This window comes from Sphingomonas sp. 1F27F7B (assembly GCF_005503355.1).
Lineage (GTDB): Bacteria > Pseudomonadota > Alphaproteobacteria > Sphingomonadales > Sphingomonadaceae > Sphingomonas.
In genome coordinates this window covers 163,046-178,583 of record NZ_SCMK01000009.1, presented here as the reverse complement: position 1 = coordinate 178,583, position 15,538 = coordinate 163,046, and the positions used below count along the sequence as shown (strand labels likewise).

Genomic DNA, 15,538 nt, shown 5'->3' with positions numbered 1-15,538 from the left:
CCGTTGGGGATGGGGTGGGGCGCGTTCCGGGATCGAGACCGTCGCCAGCCGGTGAAGATCGCCTCCCAGCCTGCGGCAACACCCACGATGGAGCGCCCGGCGCCGCCTTGCCGGCCGCTCGCCTGCTCGATCAGGGCCTCGATCGCGTCGATCTGTCGCGGGTCATAGCCGGCGTCGCGGATGCGCTCGCGCTCGGCCGCGGCCATGGCCCGGCCATGAAGACGACGCAGGATCGCAAAGCGGCGAAGCGCCTCCAGGCGCGGATTGGCCAATGGCGAATGGGGGCGTGGGCCGAGCGGATAGCGCGCAAATCCCTTCCTCGGCAGGATGCTCGACAAGGGATCGTGGCAGGCCAGTGCGAGCACCGTGACTTCCAGGGCCGTCAGCGTTTCGTTGCGCACCGTTCGTCTCCTTTCCTGCCTGAGACACCGGCGTCTTCGACCACCCTCATCAAAAAAATGGACATGCCTGCGCGCCGGGAAACGGCGGGCGTCCGGCCGAGCCGGCCCGGTGCGCCGACCGGTCCCGGGGGCATTTCATTACGGCTGCGACACCGGATTGTTAGAGGGCGGCTCCGCGGCTAGTACCGCGGCATGTCGGAGGACGAGCGCGATGGGCAGAGTCTCGCCGGTGGGGGGCTGGTTCAGACCTTCACCGAAACACGCTCCGCATTGTCGCGCTACCTCTCGCTGCGCGGCGCGACTGCGGACGAGGCCGAAGACATCCTGCAGGAGGTTCATCTCAAGCTCCTGGAAGAGAAGGTCGGCCCTGTCGCCGAGCCGCGTGCCTATCTCTACCGCATGACGAACAACCATTTCCTCGGATGGCGCCGCACCGCAGGAAGGCGGGTGCGGCGCGAGGAGGATTGGGTCGACGCGCATAGCGGGGAAGAGCGGGAGATCGACGAGCAGCCATCGGTCGAGACGCATCTCATCGCCCGCGAGCAGCTCGCGCTCCTGCAGCGCGTGCTTGACGGGCTGCCGGAGCGAACCCGCATCATCTTCCGGCGCTTCCGGATCGACGGCGAACCCCAGCGCCAGATCGCCGCGGACATCGGCATCAGCATCAGCGCTGTCGAAAAGCATCTCGCACGTGCCTATGAGGCCATCGCCGTCGCAAGGTTTCGTCTTGATGCGGATGTCGGCGGCCCGCGGCATCTCAGGATCGAGAGAGGTCGTCATGACATCTGAGGGACAAGGCAGCGCGCGGGCGCGCGCCATCGAATGGCATATCCGGCTGCGTCACGGCGACGACGCGGCGTGGGAAGGGTTCGCGGAATGGCTGGCCGAGGACCCGGTGCATGCGGCGCTCTACGATGAGATCGAGCAGGCCGATCTTGCCCTCGAGCCGCTGTTGCCCGCGGTGACTTTTCGGGAAGCCGCCAATGACGCGGAGATCGGTGACCCGCAGCGGCCGGGCTCGCGATGGCGCTGGTGGGGGATCGGGGGCGGGGCTGCAGTCGCGGCGGTCGCTGCGGCGCTGGCCTTCATGCCCCAGGCCGCCACCAGCCGATATGAAGTGACGACCGATCCAGGACAGCGCAGAACGATCAACTTGGAGGCGGGCACCCAGATCACGCTCAACGGCGCGACGCGGATGCGCCTCGATCGCAAGGATCCGCGCTTCGCATCGTTGGAGGCCGGGGAGGCGCTCTTCCAGGTCCGGCACGACGGTGCCAGGCCGTTCACGCTCGAGGTTGCCGGCCGCCGAGTCGTGGACCTGGGAACCGTGTTCAACGTCGTGCACGATGCGGCCGCGGTCCGCGTGGCGGTGGCCGAAGGCAAGGTCCGCTACGAATCCGGCGGACGGACAATTTCCCTCGATGCCGGGCAGGCGGTGTTCGATCCCTCCTCGGCCGGGGAGCCTCGCGTGTCTCGAACCGCGATCGGCTCGGTCGGGGCATGGCGCAAGGGGCGGCTGGTCTATTCTGGAGAGCCCCTCTCGCAGGTGGCGGAGGATCTCGGCAGGGCGCTCGGCATGCGCATCACCCCGGCACCCGATGTTGCGGACCGCCCCTTCTCTGGCGCGATCGCGCTGCGCGGGACGGGCCCGGACGAGCTCAAGCGCCTGACGCCGGCCTTGAATGTGGCATTCGTGCCGCGTGCCGGCGGCTGGACGATGACCGCTGCCCGTGCGGAGCGTTAGCTGGGCGGCGTTCGCCGCGGCTGGCATTCTCGGCATCGACAATGCCCATGCGCAGCGATTCAACGTTCCGCCCGGTCGCCTCGGTGAAGTTGCGGCGGCCCTTGGTGAGCAGGGCGGCGCCACCATCACGGTGACCGATCCGGATCTCGCCGCCAGGCGATCCCCCGGGGTCAAGGGCAGTTTCCGCCTGCGCGCCGCGCTCGACCGCGCGCTGCGGGGGACCGGCACGGAAGCGATGTTCTACGACCGCAATACCGTTCGCATCGTCCGGAAGCGGGAGCCGATAAGGACGCCTCGGAAACCGCAGCCGCCGGCTGCTCCGCCGATCGCGCCCGATCCGCCCCCGGAGATCGTCGTCACCGCCAGCAAGCAACATATTCCGATCGACAGCTATCCGGGATCGGTCAAGCTCGTCGCGCTCGACCCCGGCTGGGTGGCGGGCAATGCCGCCGGGGGCACGGCCGCGATCACGAAGCTGCTGCCCTCGGTCGGTTCCACCAATCTCGGATCGGCGCGCAACAAGCTGTTCATCCGCGGTATCGCCGACAGCAGCTTCAACGGTCCGACCCAGGCCACGGTGGGTCAGTATCTCGGGGACGTTCGGCTCAACTACAACGCGCCGGATCCGAACCTGAACCTCTACGACATGAAGCGCATCGAAGTGCTGGTGGGGCCCCAGGGCACGCTCTACGGAGCGAGCTCGCTCGGCGGCATCATTCGCCTCGTGCCCAACGAACCGGACACGCATACGCTGTCGACGACGGTGTCGGCGGGGATCAGCGGCACCCGATTCGGCGGCGTGGGCGGCGACGCCGCCGCCATGCTCAACCTCCCGATCGCCGACGACCGGGTCGCCGTCCGCTTCGTCGTGTTCGCGACGCGCGAGGCGGGGTATATCGATGCTCCCGCCCGCAAGCGGCGCAACATCAACAATACGACCAGCTACGGCCAGCGCCTGGCCGGGCGCGTCGAGGATCTCTGGGGATTCTCCGTCGATTTCGGCACCGCCACGCACAACACGTCCACCCGGGACGGGCAGTATACGCGTCGCGGCGATCCGCCGCTGACTCGGGACAATGCGATCGCCGAGCCTTTCCGGAACACCTATTATCTGACCTATCTCACTGCGCGACGGTGGCTGGGGCGGGCCGAGCTGGTTTCGACCACGTCGGTCGTCCGCCACGACCTGCGGACCGTCTTCGATGCGACGGGCCATGACGGCTCCGGCTCGACCGCGCGTTATGAGGAGAACAACAACATCACGCTGTTCAACCAGGAAACGCGGCTGTCCGGCGGCGGCAGGAACTACCCCTGGGTCCTGGGCATTTCGAGCATCTACAATATCAGCGCATTGTCCCGCGCGCTGGGTTCCCCCGACGCTCCCGCCCGTATCGCGGGCGTCGTCAACCAGCAGGTGGAAGGGGCCATATTCGGCCAGCTGTCGCGGCCGTTGTTCCGCAGGCTGACCGGCACGGTCGGCGGCCGCGTCACGTTCGCGCGCAGCGTCGGCAACCTGCTCGACAGCCCGGTGGAGAAGTCGAAGGAGCCGTTCAGCAACGAGCTGCGCTTCTCGCCGACCCTGGCGCTGGACTGGCATCCCGATGGAAGATTCTCGGCCTTCCTCCGCTATCAGCAGGGATATCGCGCCGGCGGCCTGGCCGTCGCGCCAGCGGGGTCGACGCTGGAAGCCCGCAAGTTCGCGACCGACGACCTGATCATGAGCGAGTTCGGCATCCGCTTCGGCCACCGGGAGCAGGATCGCCTGTCGATCCGGGCCGCCTTATTCTTTGCCGACTGGAACAATATCCAGGCCGATCTCATCGACCGCTCGGGCCTCCCCTATACCGCCAATATCGGCAGCGGGAGGATCTATGGCCTGGATGGCGACATCGCATGGCGTCCTTCGCCAAGCTTGACGATCACCGCATCGGCATTCCTGAACAATAGCGATCTGTACGCGCCCGAGGCGGAGTTCGTGGCCGCGGGCGAGCGGACCCTGCCGAACGTGGCACGCAACGGCGCGCGCGCCGTCGCGGCGTGGCGGCGCGAGATTGCGTCGGGCGTCACGCTGAGCGGCGAGGCTTCTCTGCGCTATGTCGGGGCGTCGCGGCTGGGCGTCGGGCCATTGCTCGATATCCCGCAAGGCAATTATGCGGTTGGCGATCTCGGCGGCCGATTGGGTTTCGGCAGGTTCGGCGTTTCGCTGGACGTTACGAATCTTGGCGATGTTCGCGGGAACAGCTTCGCCTTTGGCAACCCGTTCGGCCTGGCCGAGCGCAATCAGATGACTCCGTTGCGGCCACGGACCATTCGTCTGGGCCTCAACGCGGCTTTCTGAGCGCGCGCACGGCGTTCAACGCAGGAGCCGCGTGCCACGGGTTTCGGCGTGCGCCATCACGAATGCGGCTGCGGAACGACGCGCGGGCGGCAGTTCAGGACCTGACGGGCTCGCCGCATCCACTTGCGCCTCGGTTCGTCGCACGGCGGGATTATCGCGACACCGAAGAAGGGCTGCGATCTCCATCGCGATTTCGATGCGGCCTGATCGCCCCCGGAAATTAGCAAGTAATTTCAATGTGTTATGGGGTGTTGGCGGAGACGGAGGGATTCGAACCCTCGATACGGTTTCCCGTATGACGCTTTAGCAAAGCGTTGGTTTCAGCCACTCACCCACGTCTCCGGATAACGGCTCGAAGCGGGGGCTATAGCGGGGGGTTTCGGAGCAATCAACGCCCAGCTTGACGTGAAATCGACTCAATCCGCCGCTCGTTCATTGCCGTGACAGCCGCGCCCCCTATAGATCGGGCTTCTGCTGGGCTGGGGTAATTCGACCATGCGCGTTCGTGATCTGGTGTTGATGGCGGCGACGGCCGCACTCGCGACGGGCGCCCTGCCCGCGGCGGCACAGCAGCAGCAACAGCAGCAGATGACCACGATCGACCCCAACACCGCGATCGATTCGGACCTGCACACCCCGCCGCCTGCCCGCGACCCCTATGCCGTGCCGGCGCAGCAGCGGCAGGACGCGCCGCCCGCGCAGGACGATCCTTATCAGCCGCAGCAACCGCCCCCCGCAGGCCAGGCCCCGTACAGCCCCGGCGGCAGCGCCCGCCAGCAGGCCACCACTTATCAGCGCGACGAGCTGGTCGGCGCCGCCGAGGGCGTGTTCGGCAAGGGCGCATCGGGCCTGGGCAAGCTGATCGAGGACATTCTCAAGGACCAGGGCCAGCCCAACGCCTATATCGCCGGCAGCGAGGCCGCCGGCGCGGTCGGCGTCGGCCTGCGCTACGGATCGGGCATGATGTTCCACAAGGTCGAGGGCCAGCGCAAAGTCTATTGGACCGGCCCGTCGATCGGCTTCGACCTGGGCGGCGACGCCAACAAGGTGTTCGTCCTCGTCTACAATCTCTACGACAGCCAGGAACTCTACAAGCGCTTTCCCCAGGGCGAAGGCCGGGCCTATTTCGTCGGCGGCCTCTCCGCTTCCTATCTGCGCCGCGGCGACGTGGTGCTGATCCCCGTCCGTCTGGGCGTGGGCTGGCGGCTGGGCGTGAACGCCGGCTATATGAAGTTCAGCGAGAAGAAGCGCTGGCTGCCCTTCTAAAGGGCCCGCATCCCCCCTTTCGCTCTCCCCCGCAAATCCCGGGGGTGCGGCTGATGACGAACCAAATAGGCACTTTTAGCTTGACATCGTCACGCTGATATGGCACAAAGCAGGAACGCTGAAGAATTGCGAGTCGGGCCGGGGCGGCAACGCCTTCCGGCCCTTTTCTTTGGGCGATCCCATCAATTGCGAACGAACCCGCCGGGGAGAACGGCATGTGCCCATGCCATCGTCCCTCCGGGCTGATCCGCGGACGGCCGGGCCGGATCGGCGGGCCGGCGTTCGCAATCGACGGGATCGCCCTTCTTTCGGGGAGAGGAGCTGTGGAGGAGGCTAGACGGCGCTGGGTGCGCTGGACCAAGAAGGAGCGCACCGTATTTCTCGATCACCTGGCCGCGACGGGCAGTGTGTGCGAGGCGGCCGCCATCGCGGAAGTGAGCACGTCCAGCGTCTATCGCCTGCGGCGCAAGGACGAGGCGTTCGCCGAGGATTGGCGCAAGGCGCTGATCCTCGGCTACGAAATGCTCGAGACCGTCCTGCTCGGCCATGTGCTGGCCGGCGGAGGCAGCAGGATCCAGCGGCCCGACGGGCGGACCATCGATCTGGGCGACGCGATGCGGTTGCTCAGCATGCATCGCGCGCACCGGCAGGGCGACCGGAAGCGCGGAGGGAGGCCGCTCGAGCGCGCCCGGCCCGAAGACACCGATGCGGCGATCCTCAGGAAGCTGGCGGCCATCGACCGGGCCCGCGCCCTGGAGGCGGAGGAAGCGCGTGCGCAGTAGCGCCGCGTTCGAGGCGCTGGTGGCCCGCACGCCGGAGGACCGCGCCAAGGCGATCCGCATCCTGAGCGGCCCGCAGAAGCGCGAGTTCGACGAGCGCTGGTGGCAATGGGCGCACCAGGGCCAGTTCGAACCCGAGGGCGACTGGCGCATCTGGCTGATCCGCGCGGGCCGCGGCTTCGGCAAGACACGGGCGGGCGCCGAATGGGTGCATGCCCGTGCCCGCGCCGATCCCGATGCCCGGATCGCGCTGGTGGGCGGCAACGTCGAGGATGTGCGGCACGTGATGATCGAGGGATCGAGTGGATTGCTGGCGGCGGCGCGCGAGGACGAGGAGATGATCTGGGTTCGCAGCTCGGGCGAACTGCGCTTTCCCAGCGGCGCCCGGGCGCGCATCTATTCGGCGGCGGCGGCCGAAGGGCTGCGCGGCCCCGAACATCATTTCGCCTGGTGCGACGAGCTGGCGAAATGGGGTCGGGCGGGTGAGGTCGCCTGGGACAATCTGATGCTCGGCCTGCGGCTGGGCGAGGCGCCGCAGGTGCTGGTGACGACCACGCCGCGCCCGGTGAAGCTGATGCGCAAGGTGATGGCGCTGCCGGGCCTGGTGGAAACGCGCGGGCGGACGCGGGGGAATCCGTGGCTGCCGCGCAGCTTCGTCGAGGCGATGACCGCCGATTATGGCGGCACCAGCCTGGGCCGGCAGGAACTCGAGGGCGAGATGATCGACGCGCCGCAGGGCGCGCTGTGGAGCCGCGCGCTGATCGAGAAATGCCGGGCGGAGGCGGTGCCCGAGCGGGTGCGCTGCGTGATCGGCGTCGATCCGCCGGCGGGCGTCGGCGGCGATGCCTGCGGGATCGTGGCGGCGGCGCTGGGGCGCGACGGCAAGGCATATGTGATCGAGGACGCCAGCGTCGCGGGCGCCACGCCCGAGGGCTGGGCACGCGCCGTGGCGGCCTGCGCCGCGCGGCACGGCGCCGACCGGGTGGTGGCGGAGAAGAACCAGGGCGGCGCCATGGTGAAGAGCGTGCTGCTCGGCGCCGATGACGGCCTGCCGGTGACGCTCGTGCATGCCAGCCAGGGCAAGGCGGCGCGCGCCGAGCCGGTGAGCCTGCTCTACGAGGCGGGCAAGGTGCGCCATGCCGGCGCCTTCCCGGCGCTGGAGGATGAATTGTGCGGGCTGGTGGCGGGCGGCGGCTATGAGGGCCCCGGCCGCTCGCCGGACCGCGCCGACGCGCTGGTCTGGGCACTGACCGAGCTGATGCTGAGCCGGCGCGGGCTGGCGGCGATACGGATGCTGTAGGGGGCGGCAAGGCTTCGGAACGAACCGGAAGTCGTTAGCGGTTTGGGTCGTAAACTCATAGACGACCGCTGTCGGCACGAGGGCGGAACGGCCGAGCTTGGGTGGGAAGCGGTCAATCGCGATGTCGAGAGAATAGCTCCCGTTGAGCAGCATTGATCGAGGCAGCGTCCCAATCGACTTCCCGCTTCGACGGTGGAATGCTGCGATGCTCGTTGTTGTAGAACAGGGTTCCGTGGATGCCGTTCGCCTCTGACTTCAGGATCGGACGTTCCCACAGCCGCGTGAGAAATCGGCCGGCCGCGCTGCCGAGCCGCTCCCACAGGTCTTCCGCTAGTTCCATGTCGCGACCGTCGGGAAAAATCGCGGCGTATTCCTCGTCCGTCGCTTGGAAGATGCTGAAGGTCGCGTTCGATGCGCCGTCGATGATCTGAACGTTCTTCATATTGCGATCTTGCCAGAGAAGGGAACGCCCGCAAATGGGGCGTTTGCCGTCGGGCTGCTTTCATGAGTCTACGGCCTAGTTCGACAGTGATGCAGTTGGCGGCCAATTTCCATTGTCCCTCTGAACTTGTTTAGCGATTATCCCCTTCGGACAAGTATCTCGCTTTCGTCATCCCCGCGCAGGCGGGGATCCAGGATTTCTCCGCCATATCGCCCGTGACTCTGGATCCCCGCCTGCGCGGGGATGACGAGAGGTGGAGGGCCGGGAGAGCGAGAGAGATGCTTGTCTGAAGGGGACAAGCCCCAACTTGTTTCAGGGCCCGAGGAGCCACGCGCGATTCCGCTCGTGGAGCATTGGATGCCGACCCCGGATCAAGCCCGGGGTCGGCATGACGGGCAAGGGCGTGCCGCCCGCCGAGAATAGCGACTGAACGGGAGAATCGAGATGACGGAACGAAGCATGTTCCGGCGGGCGATCGCGCTCGCCGGGACGCTGGGGCTGTGCGGCTGCGCGACCAGCGGGGCGGCGCTGCGGAATATGGGAAGCGCGGCATGGGTGGCGCGCTTCGACGCGGATCACGACGGCGGGCTCGATCGCGCGGAAGTGACGGCGATGGCGGCGGCCATGGTGCCCGGCAAGGGCGTGGCGCGCGACGCGCTGCGTGCCGGGCTGGCGGCGGGATACTGGACGCGGGACTGCAATCGCGACGGGCGGCTGGATCCCGCCGAGCTGGCGACGGACGCCCCCTGCGCGTGATTCGAAGGGAACGTCCGGCAATTTCGGGAGGAATGGCATGAAATGGTTCGGGCGGAAGTCCGCGCGCGACGGTGCGCGGCCGGCGCTGTCGCGCGGCGGGAACTTCACGGGCGGCATCGGCGAATGGCCGCGCAGCTACGAAGCGCAGGTGCGCGAGGCCTATTGCCACAATCCGGTGGCGCAGCGCGCCGTGAAGCTGGTCGCCGAAGGCGCGGGCAGCGCTGGGCTGAACGCGAGCGATCCCGCGCTGCTCAGGCTGGTGACGGCGCGCTCGGGCGGGCAGCCGCTGATCGAGACGCTGGCGGCGCAGCTGCTGCTGCATGGCAAGCGCTTGTGCGTCTCGACCTGCTCACGCAGGCGGCCGCCGAAGCGATCGGCGCGAATGTGCCGCCCCGCGATCCGCTGCCCGGCCGGTGCTGGATCATCGGCGACGCGCCCGAAGGCGACTGGCAGGGACATGCCGGAGAAGTCGCGGGCTGGACGGAAGGTGGCTGGCGCTTCGTCGCTCCGCCGGAAGGCATGCGGCTGTGGCTGGGCCAGGGCGCCGGGCATGCGCTGTTCGCCAATGGCGACTGGCACGCGGGCGAGGTGCATGGCCGGCTCGTCGTCGAGGGAAAACGGGTCGTCGGCGCCCGCGCCGCCGCGATTCCGGAACCGGAAGGCGGCACGGTGGTTGATGCGGCAGCGCGGGCCGCGATCTCGGCGGTATTGGCTGCATTGCGCACACATGGTCTGATCGAAGGTGGCGGGCTGTGACGTTAATGCAACAGTACCGGGATTTGTGCGCTTGCGTAGAAACTTTCGTTTCGGTACTGAGTTTTTCGCTGTCCGTAGTGACAATCATGAAAGGGGATTAAGATGCGGAAGCTTGCCGTTACTCTGGCACTCGCGACTACCGCGCTCAGCACGCCCGCCCTCGCCCGCGACGATGCGTGGTATGTGGGTGTCGAAGGCGGCGCGATGCTCGTCGAGGACATCAAGTTCGACGTCGGCACGGCCAAGCAGGCCGCGACCGTGCACCACAAGGCCGGCTGGGATGCCGACGCCGTTGTCGGTTACGATTTCGGTCCGTTCCGTGCGGAAGCCGAGGTCGGCTATCGCCAGGCTTCGGTCAACCGGCTCCAGAGCACCATCACCATGCCGATCCGCAATTCGGCCGGTGCCGCGCTCAACGCGGCTCCGGGCAACTACGGCTATGCCGGCGGCCGTTCCTCGGCGCTGAGCTTCATGGTCAACGGCCTGCTCGACTTCGGTGAAGACACCGGCGTGCAGGGCTTCGTCGGCGGCGGTGTCGGCGTGGCGCGCGTCAAGAACAAGGTCGGCCTGAACACCTATCAGGACACGATCGACGATTCGGACACGGTCTTCGCCTGGCAGGCGATCGCGGGCATCCGCGCGCCGCTGACCGACTCGATCGACATCTCGCTGAAGTATCGCTTCTTCAATGCCGACAATGTGAAGATCACCGACGTTTCGGGTCGCGTGTGGGACGGCCGCTTCCGTTCGCACTCGATCCTGGGCGGCCTGATCTTCAACTTCGGCGCCCCGGCCCCGGCCCCGACGCCGGTTCCGACGCCGGAGCCCACTCCGACGCCGACCTGGACGCCGACTCCGGAACCGACCCCGACGCCGACCGTCGTCTGCACCCCGGGACCGTACATCGTGTTCTTCGACTGGGATAAGTCGGATATCACGCCGGAAGCCGCGAGCATCCTCGACAACGCCATCAGCAACTATCAGAACTGCGGTAATGCGCAGGTGATGCTGGCCGGCCACGCCGACCGCTCGGGCTCGGCCAGCTACAATGTCGGCCTCTCGCAGCGTCGTGCTGACTCGGTGAAGGCCTATATGACTGCCCGTGGCATCGCCGCCGGCGTGATCTCGACCGAAGCCTTCGGTGAGAGCAAGCCGCGCGTCGAGACTGCCGACGGTGTTCGCGAACTGCAGAACCGTCGCGTGGAAGTCACCTACGGTCCGGGTTCGGGCAACTAAGCCAGACCCGTCCGCAAGGACTGAGAATCGGGGAGGTCGGGAAACCGGCCTCCCTTTTTCTTTGGCGCCGCCGCTTTCTCTCCCGGGAAGGTACCCGCTGCAGGGGCGGTTGCCGTCACCCCGGCTTCGGGCCGGCGTCAGCTTTCGAGCCTGTTCCTCGGGCGAGGGTGCTCGCCCGGATCGACGCGCTTCAGCCCTTGGCCGGCGACTCGGCCAGTGCCTCCCCCAGCCATTCCGGCACGCATGCGTCACCGAGCGCTTCGACTCGGCGCAGCTCCACCATCAGGCCGAGATCGGGATATGCCGCACGCGTCCGTTCGCCCGGCTCGCCGAGCGGCGCGACCACGAGCCGGCGGTTGACCTTGGCGCGATAGTGCATTCGCGCCGTATTCTCCTGACCGACATAGCAGCCCTTGCCGAAGCTGACGCCGTTCAACTCGGCAGCGTTGCATTCAAGCCACAGTGTCTTGTCCTGGCCGAGCTCGGCCGCGCCCTCGGTGACGCCGAGCGACAGGCGGTGCGCGCGCCAGGCGAGGCCGGCATCCCTCCCTGCATTCTCATCGAGCCAGCGCCAGCCAAGCGCGGCGAGGCGTGGATCCGCGGCCGCGTGCGGCCGCGCGGCGCGCGACCAATGCACCCCCAGCGCGGGTTCGTGGCCGATGCGTATCGGCCGGCGCAGGCGATATAGCGTGAGGCGGCGGATCAGCGCCTCGGCCTGCGCTTCCTCGCAATCGACCACGATATCGTCGCCCGCCTCCCAGAGCAGGAAATCGAACAGCGCCTTGCCTTGTGGCGTGAGCAGCGCGGCCCATTGCGGCGCGTCGGCGGCCACTGTTGCCAGATCCTGTGTCACCAGGCCCTGGAGGAAGCCGCGCACGTCTTCGCCCGAAATGCGGATCAGGGCGCGATCGGCAAGCCAGGTGCCGCAATCGCCAATGCTGGTATCGATCATGCCGAACAGGTAGGGGGTAGGCGGGGGCGACGGAAGAGGCGCGGATATGAATGTCGATCTGAAGCTCAAGGGCGGGCGCGTGCACTTGCCCGGTGGTCCGGCCGAAACGGACATCGGCGTCTCCAGGGGGCGCATCGTCGCAATCGGCGGCCCGCTGGAAGCGGGCGAGACGATCGACTGCACCGGGCTCGACGTGCTGCCCGGCGTGATCGACAGCCAGGTGCATTTCCGCGAGCCCGGGCTCGAGGCGAAGGAAGACCTGGAGAGCGGCGCGCGTGCGGCGGTGCTGGGCGGAGTGACGGCGGTGTTCGAGATGCCGAACACCAAGCCCAACACCGATTCGGCCGAAGCGGTGCAGGACAAGCTCGCTCGTGCCCGCGACCGGATGTGGTGCGACCACGCCTTCTATGTCGGCGCGACCAACCACAATGCCGAACATCTCGCCGAGCTGGAGCGGCTGCCGGGTACGGCCGGCGTGAAGATCTTCATGGGCGCCTCGACCGGCGACCTGCTCGTCTCCGACGATGCGAACCTGGCCCGCGTGCTCGCTTCGGGCCATCGCCGCGTGGCGATTCATGCCGAGGACGAGTTTCGCATGCAGGATCGGCTGGGCGAGCGCGTGCCCGGCGATCCCGCCAGCCATCCGGTCTGGCGCGACGACGAGAGCGCGATGCTGGCGACGCGGCGCATCCTGGGTCTGGCGCGCGCGGCGCGGCGGCGGATCCATGTGCTGCACGTGACGACGCCCGCCGAGCTGGAACTGCTCGGCGCGAACAAGGACATCGCCACGTGCGAAGTCACGCCGCAGCACCTGACGCTGGCCGGCGAGGAAGCCTATCCCACGATCGGCACCTTCGCGCAGATGAACCCGCCGATCCGATCCGCCGCGCATCGTGCCGGGCTGTGGCACTGGCTCAATCAGGGCGTTCCCGACGTGCTCGGGTCGGACCATGCGCCGCACACGCGCGAGGAAAAGGCCAGGCCCTACCCCGACAGCCCCAGCGGCATGCCGGGCGTGCAGACGCTGTTGCCGCTCATGCTCAATCACGTTGCCGAGGGGCGGACGACGCTGCAACGCGTGATCGACCTGACCAGCGCGGGTCCGCAGCGCATATTCGGCATCGCCGGCAAGGGCCGGATCGCCGTGGGCTATGACGCGGACTTCACCGTGGTGGACCTGAAGGCGCGCTGGACGATCGAGGAGAGCTGGCTCGCTTCACGCTGCGGCTGGTCGCCCTTCACCGGCACACAGATCACCGGCAGGCCGATCGGCACGATCGTGCGCGGCAACCGGGTGATGTGGGAAGCCGAACTCGCCAACCAGGCTACGGGCAAGCCGGTGCGCTTCGAGGCGGTCGAGTTCGGGTGAGGACGGTTTCGCGTACCGATCGCGCGTCGCGGCTGATCAAGGCGTCGGCCGCGCGCGTCTATCAAGCCTTTGTCGATGCCGAGGCGCTGGTGCGCTGGCTGCCGCCCGAGGGAATGACCGGCGAGATGCTGGCATTCGATGCGAAGCCCGGCGGCGGCTATCGGATGGCGCTACACTATCGGGACGGCACGCCGGGCAAGACCGACGAGCACAGCGATGTGGTCGAGACGCGCTTCGTCGCGTTGAAGCCGGGCAGGCAAATCGTCCAGACGGCGATGTTCGAATCGGAGGACCCGGCCTTTGCCGGCACCATGCGGATGACCTGGACCTTCGAGGCGACCGAAGTCGGCACCCGAGTCGCGATCACCTGCGAGGACGTGCCGCAGGGCATCCGCAAGCAGGATCACCTCCAGGGGTTGAAGTCGTCGCTTGCCAATCTCGCGGCGTTTGTCGGCGGCTAGGGGATGGCGGCCGCCCAGGCGGCGGCTTCGTCCTCGCGCCGGGCATGGACGAGCGGCGGCTCGGCGGCGGCGCGGGCCGGATCGACTTCGATCGCTGCGTCGTAAAGGAACGTTGCATTGCCGCGGATCGTGACCATGCCGGCCGCGTCTGACGATCCCATTACCAGCCCGCCCTTGTTGAACACCTTGATCATGGTGCCGAAGGGCAGGCGCCCGGTGCGCCCCGCGGCATGGACCGAGGCGGCCATGGCACTGCCGCAACTATCGGTCAGGCCGACGCCGCGCTCATAGGTGCGCACGAACAGGTCCTGCCCGCGCACTTCCACGAAGGAGACATTGGCGCGTGCCGGGATCAGATCGGGCCCAGCCTCGCACCATTCGCCGAGCGCCACCAGCTCGGCTTCGTCCACCGTGTCGACGAACGCGACGAGATGCGGATTGGGCATCGCGACTGCAGTGAAGGTTCGCGCGCTGGGCAGGCCCGGAACGGCTTGGTCGATCACCGTCTCTGCCGCGATGCGCAGGCCGACGGCGGCGGCACGGGTGGAGGCCGGGCCGGCAGTCTCGCGAATCGTCACCACGCCCGGCGCGAGCGGCTCGGCGCGGGCGACTTCGGCGCTGCTGGTCTTCAGCCGCACCCGTGCCGCATCGAGGCCGAGCAGCTCGAAGCCAAGCCGGGCGACGCAACGCAAGCCGTTGAGGCAGGTTTCTGCTTCGGAACCGTCCGAATTGAACATGCGCATGCCGAAATCATGGCCGGCATCGTCGCCCGCGGTGAGCAGTAGCAGCCCGTCGCCGCCGACCGGCCCGGCGCGGTCGGCGAGCGCGCGCGCCACGCCCGCCCAGTCCGGATCGGACAAGGCGAGCGCGCGAGCGTCGATCAGAGGAAAATCATTTCCCGAACCATGGCATTTGATGAAGGCGAGCCGCATGGCGCCCATCTAGGGACGCCGTGGCGTGCTGGCTAGCCGGCAACTGCCTCGCGCTCCACCGGGCCGCCCATCGCATCGATCATCGCACGATCGCGCGCGATGATCGCGGCGAAGCTCGGCCGTGCGTGCATCGCGGCGACCCACGCGGCCAGCCGCGGATAGGTCGAGGCATTCACGGTCACCCCGATGCAGCCAAGAGTCGCGAGTGGGCTCGCCACGGCGATGTCCGCCAGGGTCAGCCGGTCGTCGACGAGGAAGCCGCTCGCTGGGATCGCAGTTTCCAGATAGGCGAGGATCGGCGGCATCAGCTCCCGCTCGGCGGTGTCGGCCGCGGCATGATCACACTCCATCTTCAGCACGCGCGGACGCACGAAGCGCTGGCCGAAGATCGCCCCGCCGGCGGCCATCATGATCGTGTCGGCGAGCTCGTCGAACCAGATCGTCCGCGCCCGCGCCCGCGGCTCGGCCGGGATCAGGCTCGGCTCCGGATATTTGGCGTCAAGATAGGCGACGATCGCCGAGCTGTCCGAAATCAGGAAATCGCCGTCCTTGAAGCCCGGCATCTTGCCGAACGGGCTCGCTGCCATGAATTCCGGTCCGCCCCGGCCCATGCCGGCCGCCTCCAACTCGAGATCCAGCCCCTTCTCGGCACCGAACACCATGACCTTGCGCACATAGGGCGAAAGCGTCGAACCAAACACGATCATGCCAACCTCTCCTCGGCTTGGACATCAGGCTATCAAATCAGTTGTTATTTGCAACTGGTTTATGCGCGACAGGTGCGCTCCGCTGTGCGAAGAAGGGAC

17 protein-coding genes and 1 tRNA gene are annotated in these 15,538 nt (G+C 67.8%); 11 read left to right on the top strand and 7 right to left on the bottom strand.

All coding sequences use genetic code 11. The annotated features are described in order from the left end of the window. Positions 1 to 401: hypothetical protein (locus tag FFS08_RS10905; RefSeq protein ID WP_137871831.1), on the bottom strand; the 401-nt coding region annotated here is incomplete at its 3' end. Between the two features lie 192 nt (positions 402 to 593). Between FFS08_RS10905 and FFS08_RS10900 the strand changes: the two genes are divergently transcribed. From FFS08_RS10900 to FFS08_RS10890, 3 genes are read left to right on the top strand one after another with little or no spacing between them, the layout of a single operon-like run. Further along, positions 594 to 1,190 (top strand): RNA polymerase sigma factor, encoded by a 597-nt coding sequence (locus FFS08_RS10900; RefSeq protein ID WP_137861735.1) that lies wholly within the window; start codon positions 594 to 596, stop codon positions 1,188 to 1,190. Next, entirely contained in the window at positions 1,180 to 2,145 is a 966-nt protein-coding gene (locus tag FFS08_RS10895) for a FecR family protein (protein ID WP_171012565.1), read from the top strand. Before FFS08_RS10900 ends, FFS08_RS10895 begins: the two co-directional genes overlap by 11 nt. Beyond that, positions 2,132 to 4,483, top strand: coding sequence for a TonB-dependent receptor (locus tag FFS08_RS10890; RefSeq protein WP_137861733.1), 2,352 nt, complete (start codon positions 2,132 to 2,134; stop codon positions 4,481 to 4,483). Before FFS08_RS10895 ends, FFS08_RS10890 begins: the two co-directional genes overlap by 14 nt. 252 nt (positions 4,484 to 4,735) lie before the next feature. Here FFS08_RS10890 and FFS08_RS10885 read toward each other — a convergent pair. Next, positions 4,736 to 4,825 (bottom strand) — tRNA-Ser (locus tag FFS08_RS10885). A gap of 153 nt (positions 4,826 to 4,978) precedes the next feature. On the opposite strand from FFS08_RS10885, the gene FFS08_RS10880 reads away from it, so the two are divergent. The 3 genes from FFS08_RS10880 (at position 4,979) to FFS08_RS10870 (ending at position 7,828) form a co-directional block, all read left to right on the top strand. Next, positions 4,979 to 5,749: a DUF1134 domain-containing protein gene (locus FFS08_RS10880; protein WP_137861732.1), complete on the top strand. Its 771-nt coding sequence runs from the start codon at positions 4,979 to 4,981 to the stop codon at positions 5,747 to 5,749. A gap of 323 nt (positions 5,750 to 6,072) precedes the next feature. Then, a complete protein-coding gene (locus FFS08_RS10875) occupies positions 6,073 to 6,531 on the top strand; it encodes a hypothetical protein (protein ID WP_137861731.1) in 459 nt (152 codons plus the stop codon). Further along, complete coding sequence (locus tag FFS08_RS10870) at positions 6,521 to 7,828, top strand: DNA-packaging protein (protein WP_249340997.1); 1,308 nt, start codon at positions 6,521 to 6,523, stop codon at positions 7,826 to 7,828. The genes FFS08_RS10875 and FFS08_RS10870 overlap by 11 nt, the downstream gene beginning before the upstream one ends. 112 nt (positions 7,829 to 7,940) lie before the next feature. Here FFS08_RS10870 and FFS08_RS10865 read toward each other — a convergent pair whose 3' ends face one another. Further along, positions 7,941 to 8,270, bottom strand: coding sequence for a DUF8220 family protein (locus FFS08_RS10865; RefSeq protein WP_137861729.1), 330 nt, complete (start codon positions 8,268 to 8,270; stop codon positions 7,941 to 7,943). A gap of 444 nt (positions 8,271 to 8,714) precedes the next feature. On the opposite strand from FFS08_RS10865, the gene FFS08_RS10860 reads away from it, so the two are divergent. Then, a complete protein-coding gene (locus FFS08_RS10860) occupies positions 8,715 to 9,026 on the top strand; it encodes an EF-hand domain-containing protein (protein ID WP_137861728.1) in 312 nt (103 codons plus the stop codon). Positions 9,027 to 9,185: 159 nt separating this feature from the next. Here FFS08_RS10860 and FFS08_RS23445 read toward each other — a convergent pair whose 3' ends face one another. Beyond that, positions 9,186 to 9,353 (bottom strand): hypothetical protein, encoded by a 168-nt coding sequence (locus FFS08_RS23445; RefSeq protein ID WP_171012564.1) that lies wholly within the window; start codon positions 9,351 to 9,353, stop codon positions 9,186 to 9,188. A 6-nt stretch (positions 9,354 to 9,359) separates the two neighbouring features. On the opposite strand from FFS08_RS23445, the gene FFS08_RS10850 reads away from it, so the two are divergent. Further along, positions 9,360 to 9,782 (top strand): DUF2793 domain-containing protein, encoded by a 423-nt coding sequence (locus FFS08_RS10850; protein ID WP_137861727.1) that lies wholly within the window; start codon positions 9,360 to 9,362, stop codon positions 9,780 to 9,782. Between the two features lie 102 nt (positions 9,783 to 9,884). Continuing rightward, entirely contained in the window at positions 9,885 to 11,018 is a 1,134-nt protein-coding gene (locus FFS08_RS10845; RefSeq protein WP_137861726.1) for an OmpA family protein, read from the top strand. Between the two features lie 190 nt (positions 11,019 to 11,208). Here the strand turns inward: FFS08_RS10845 and ygfZ are convergent, their stop codons facing one another. Beyond that, on the bottom strand, positions 11,209 to 11,970 hold the full coding sequence (ygfZ, locus tag FFS08_RS10840) for a CAF17-like 4Fe-4S cluster assembly/insertion protein YgfZ (protein WP_137861725.1): 762 nt from the start codon (positions 11,968 to 11,970) through the stop codon (positions 11,209 to 11,211). A gap of 46 nt (positions 11,971 to 12,016) precedes the next feature. Here ygfZ and FFS08_RS10835 point away from each other — a divergent pair, with 46 nt between their 5' ends. After that, positions 12,017 to 13,339: a dihydroorotase gene (locus FFS08_RS10835; RefSeq protein ID WP_137861724.1), complete on the top strand. Its 1,323-nt coding sequence runs from the start codon at positions 12,017 to 12,019 to the stop codon at positions 13,337 to 13,339. Beyond that, positions 13,336 to 13,800, top strand: coding sequence for an SRPBCC family protein (locus FFS08_RS10830; RefSeq protein WP_137861723.1), 465 nt, complete (start codon positions 13,336 to 13,338; stop codon positions 13,798 to 13,800). The genes FFS08_RS10835 and FFS08_RS10830 overlap by 4 nt, the downstream gene beginning before the upstream one ends. Here FFS08_RS10830 and dapF read toward each other — a convergent pair. Next, the gene (gene dapF / locus FFS08_RS10825) at positions 13,797 to 14,732 is read right to left on the bottom strand and encodes a diaminopimelate epimerase (RefSeq protein WP_171012563.1); all 936 of its coding nucleotides are present in this window, start codon (positions 14,730 to 14,732) and stop codon (positions 13,797 to 13,799) included. The two genes, FFS08_RS10830 and dapF, sit on opposite strands and share 4 nt — an antisense overlap. A gap of 32 nt (positions 14,733 to 14,764) precedes the next feature. Next, positions 14,765 to 15,439, bottom strand: a complete 675-nt coding sequence (locus FFS08_RS10820) for a glutathione S-transferase family protein (RefSeq protein WP_137861721.1) — start codon at positions 15,437 to 15,439, stop codon at positions 14,765 to 14,767. Between the last annotated feature and the right edge of the window lie 99 nt (positions 15,440 to 15,538).

Excerpts from the sequence above, each read along its gene's own strand:
- FFS08_RS10845 (WP_137861726.1), top strand. The coding sequence starts at position 9,885 with ATGCGGAAGCTTGCCGTTACTCTGGCACTCGCGACTACCGCGCTCAGC.
- FFS08_RS10835 (WP_137861724.1), top strand. The coding sequence starts at position 12,017 with ATGAATGTCGATCTGAAGCTCAAGGGCGGGCGCGTGCACTTGCCCGGT.
- FFS08_RS10865 (WP_137861729.1), bottom strand. The coding sequence starts at position 8,270 with ATGAAGAACGTTCAGATCATCGACGGCGCATCGAACGCGACCTTCAGC.
- FFS08_RS10860 (WP_137861728.1), top strand. The coding sequence starts at position 8,715 with ATGACGGAACGAAGCATGTTCCGGCGGGCGATCGCGCTCGCCGGGACG.
- ygfZ (WP_137861725.1), bottom strand. The coding sequence starts at position 11,970 with ATGATCGATACCAGCATTGGCGATTGCGGCACCTGGCTTGCCGATCGC.
- FFS08_RS10820 (WP_137861721.1), bottom strand. The coding sequence starts at position 15,439 with ATGATCGTGTTTGGTTCGACGCTTTCGCCCTATGTGCGCAAGGTCATG.
- FFS08_RS10900 (WP_137861735.1), top strand. The coding sequence starts at position 594 with ATGTCGGAGGACGAGCGCGATGGGCAGAGTCTCGCCGGTGGGGGGCTG.
- FFS08_RS10880 (WP_137861732.1), top strand. The coding sequence starts at position 4,979 with ATGCGCGTTCGTGATCTGGTGTTGATGGCGGCGACGGCCGCACTCGCG.
- dapF (WP_171012563.1), bottom strand. The coding sequence starts at position 14,732 with ATGCGGCTCGCCTTCATCAAATGCCATGGTTCGGGAAATGATTTTCCT.
- FFS08_RS10895 (WP_171012565.1), top strand. The coding sequence starts at position 1,180 with ATGACATCTGAGGGACAAGGCAGCGCGCGGGCGCGCGCCATCGAATGG.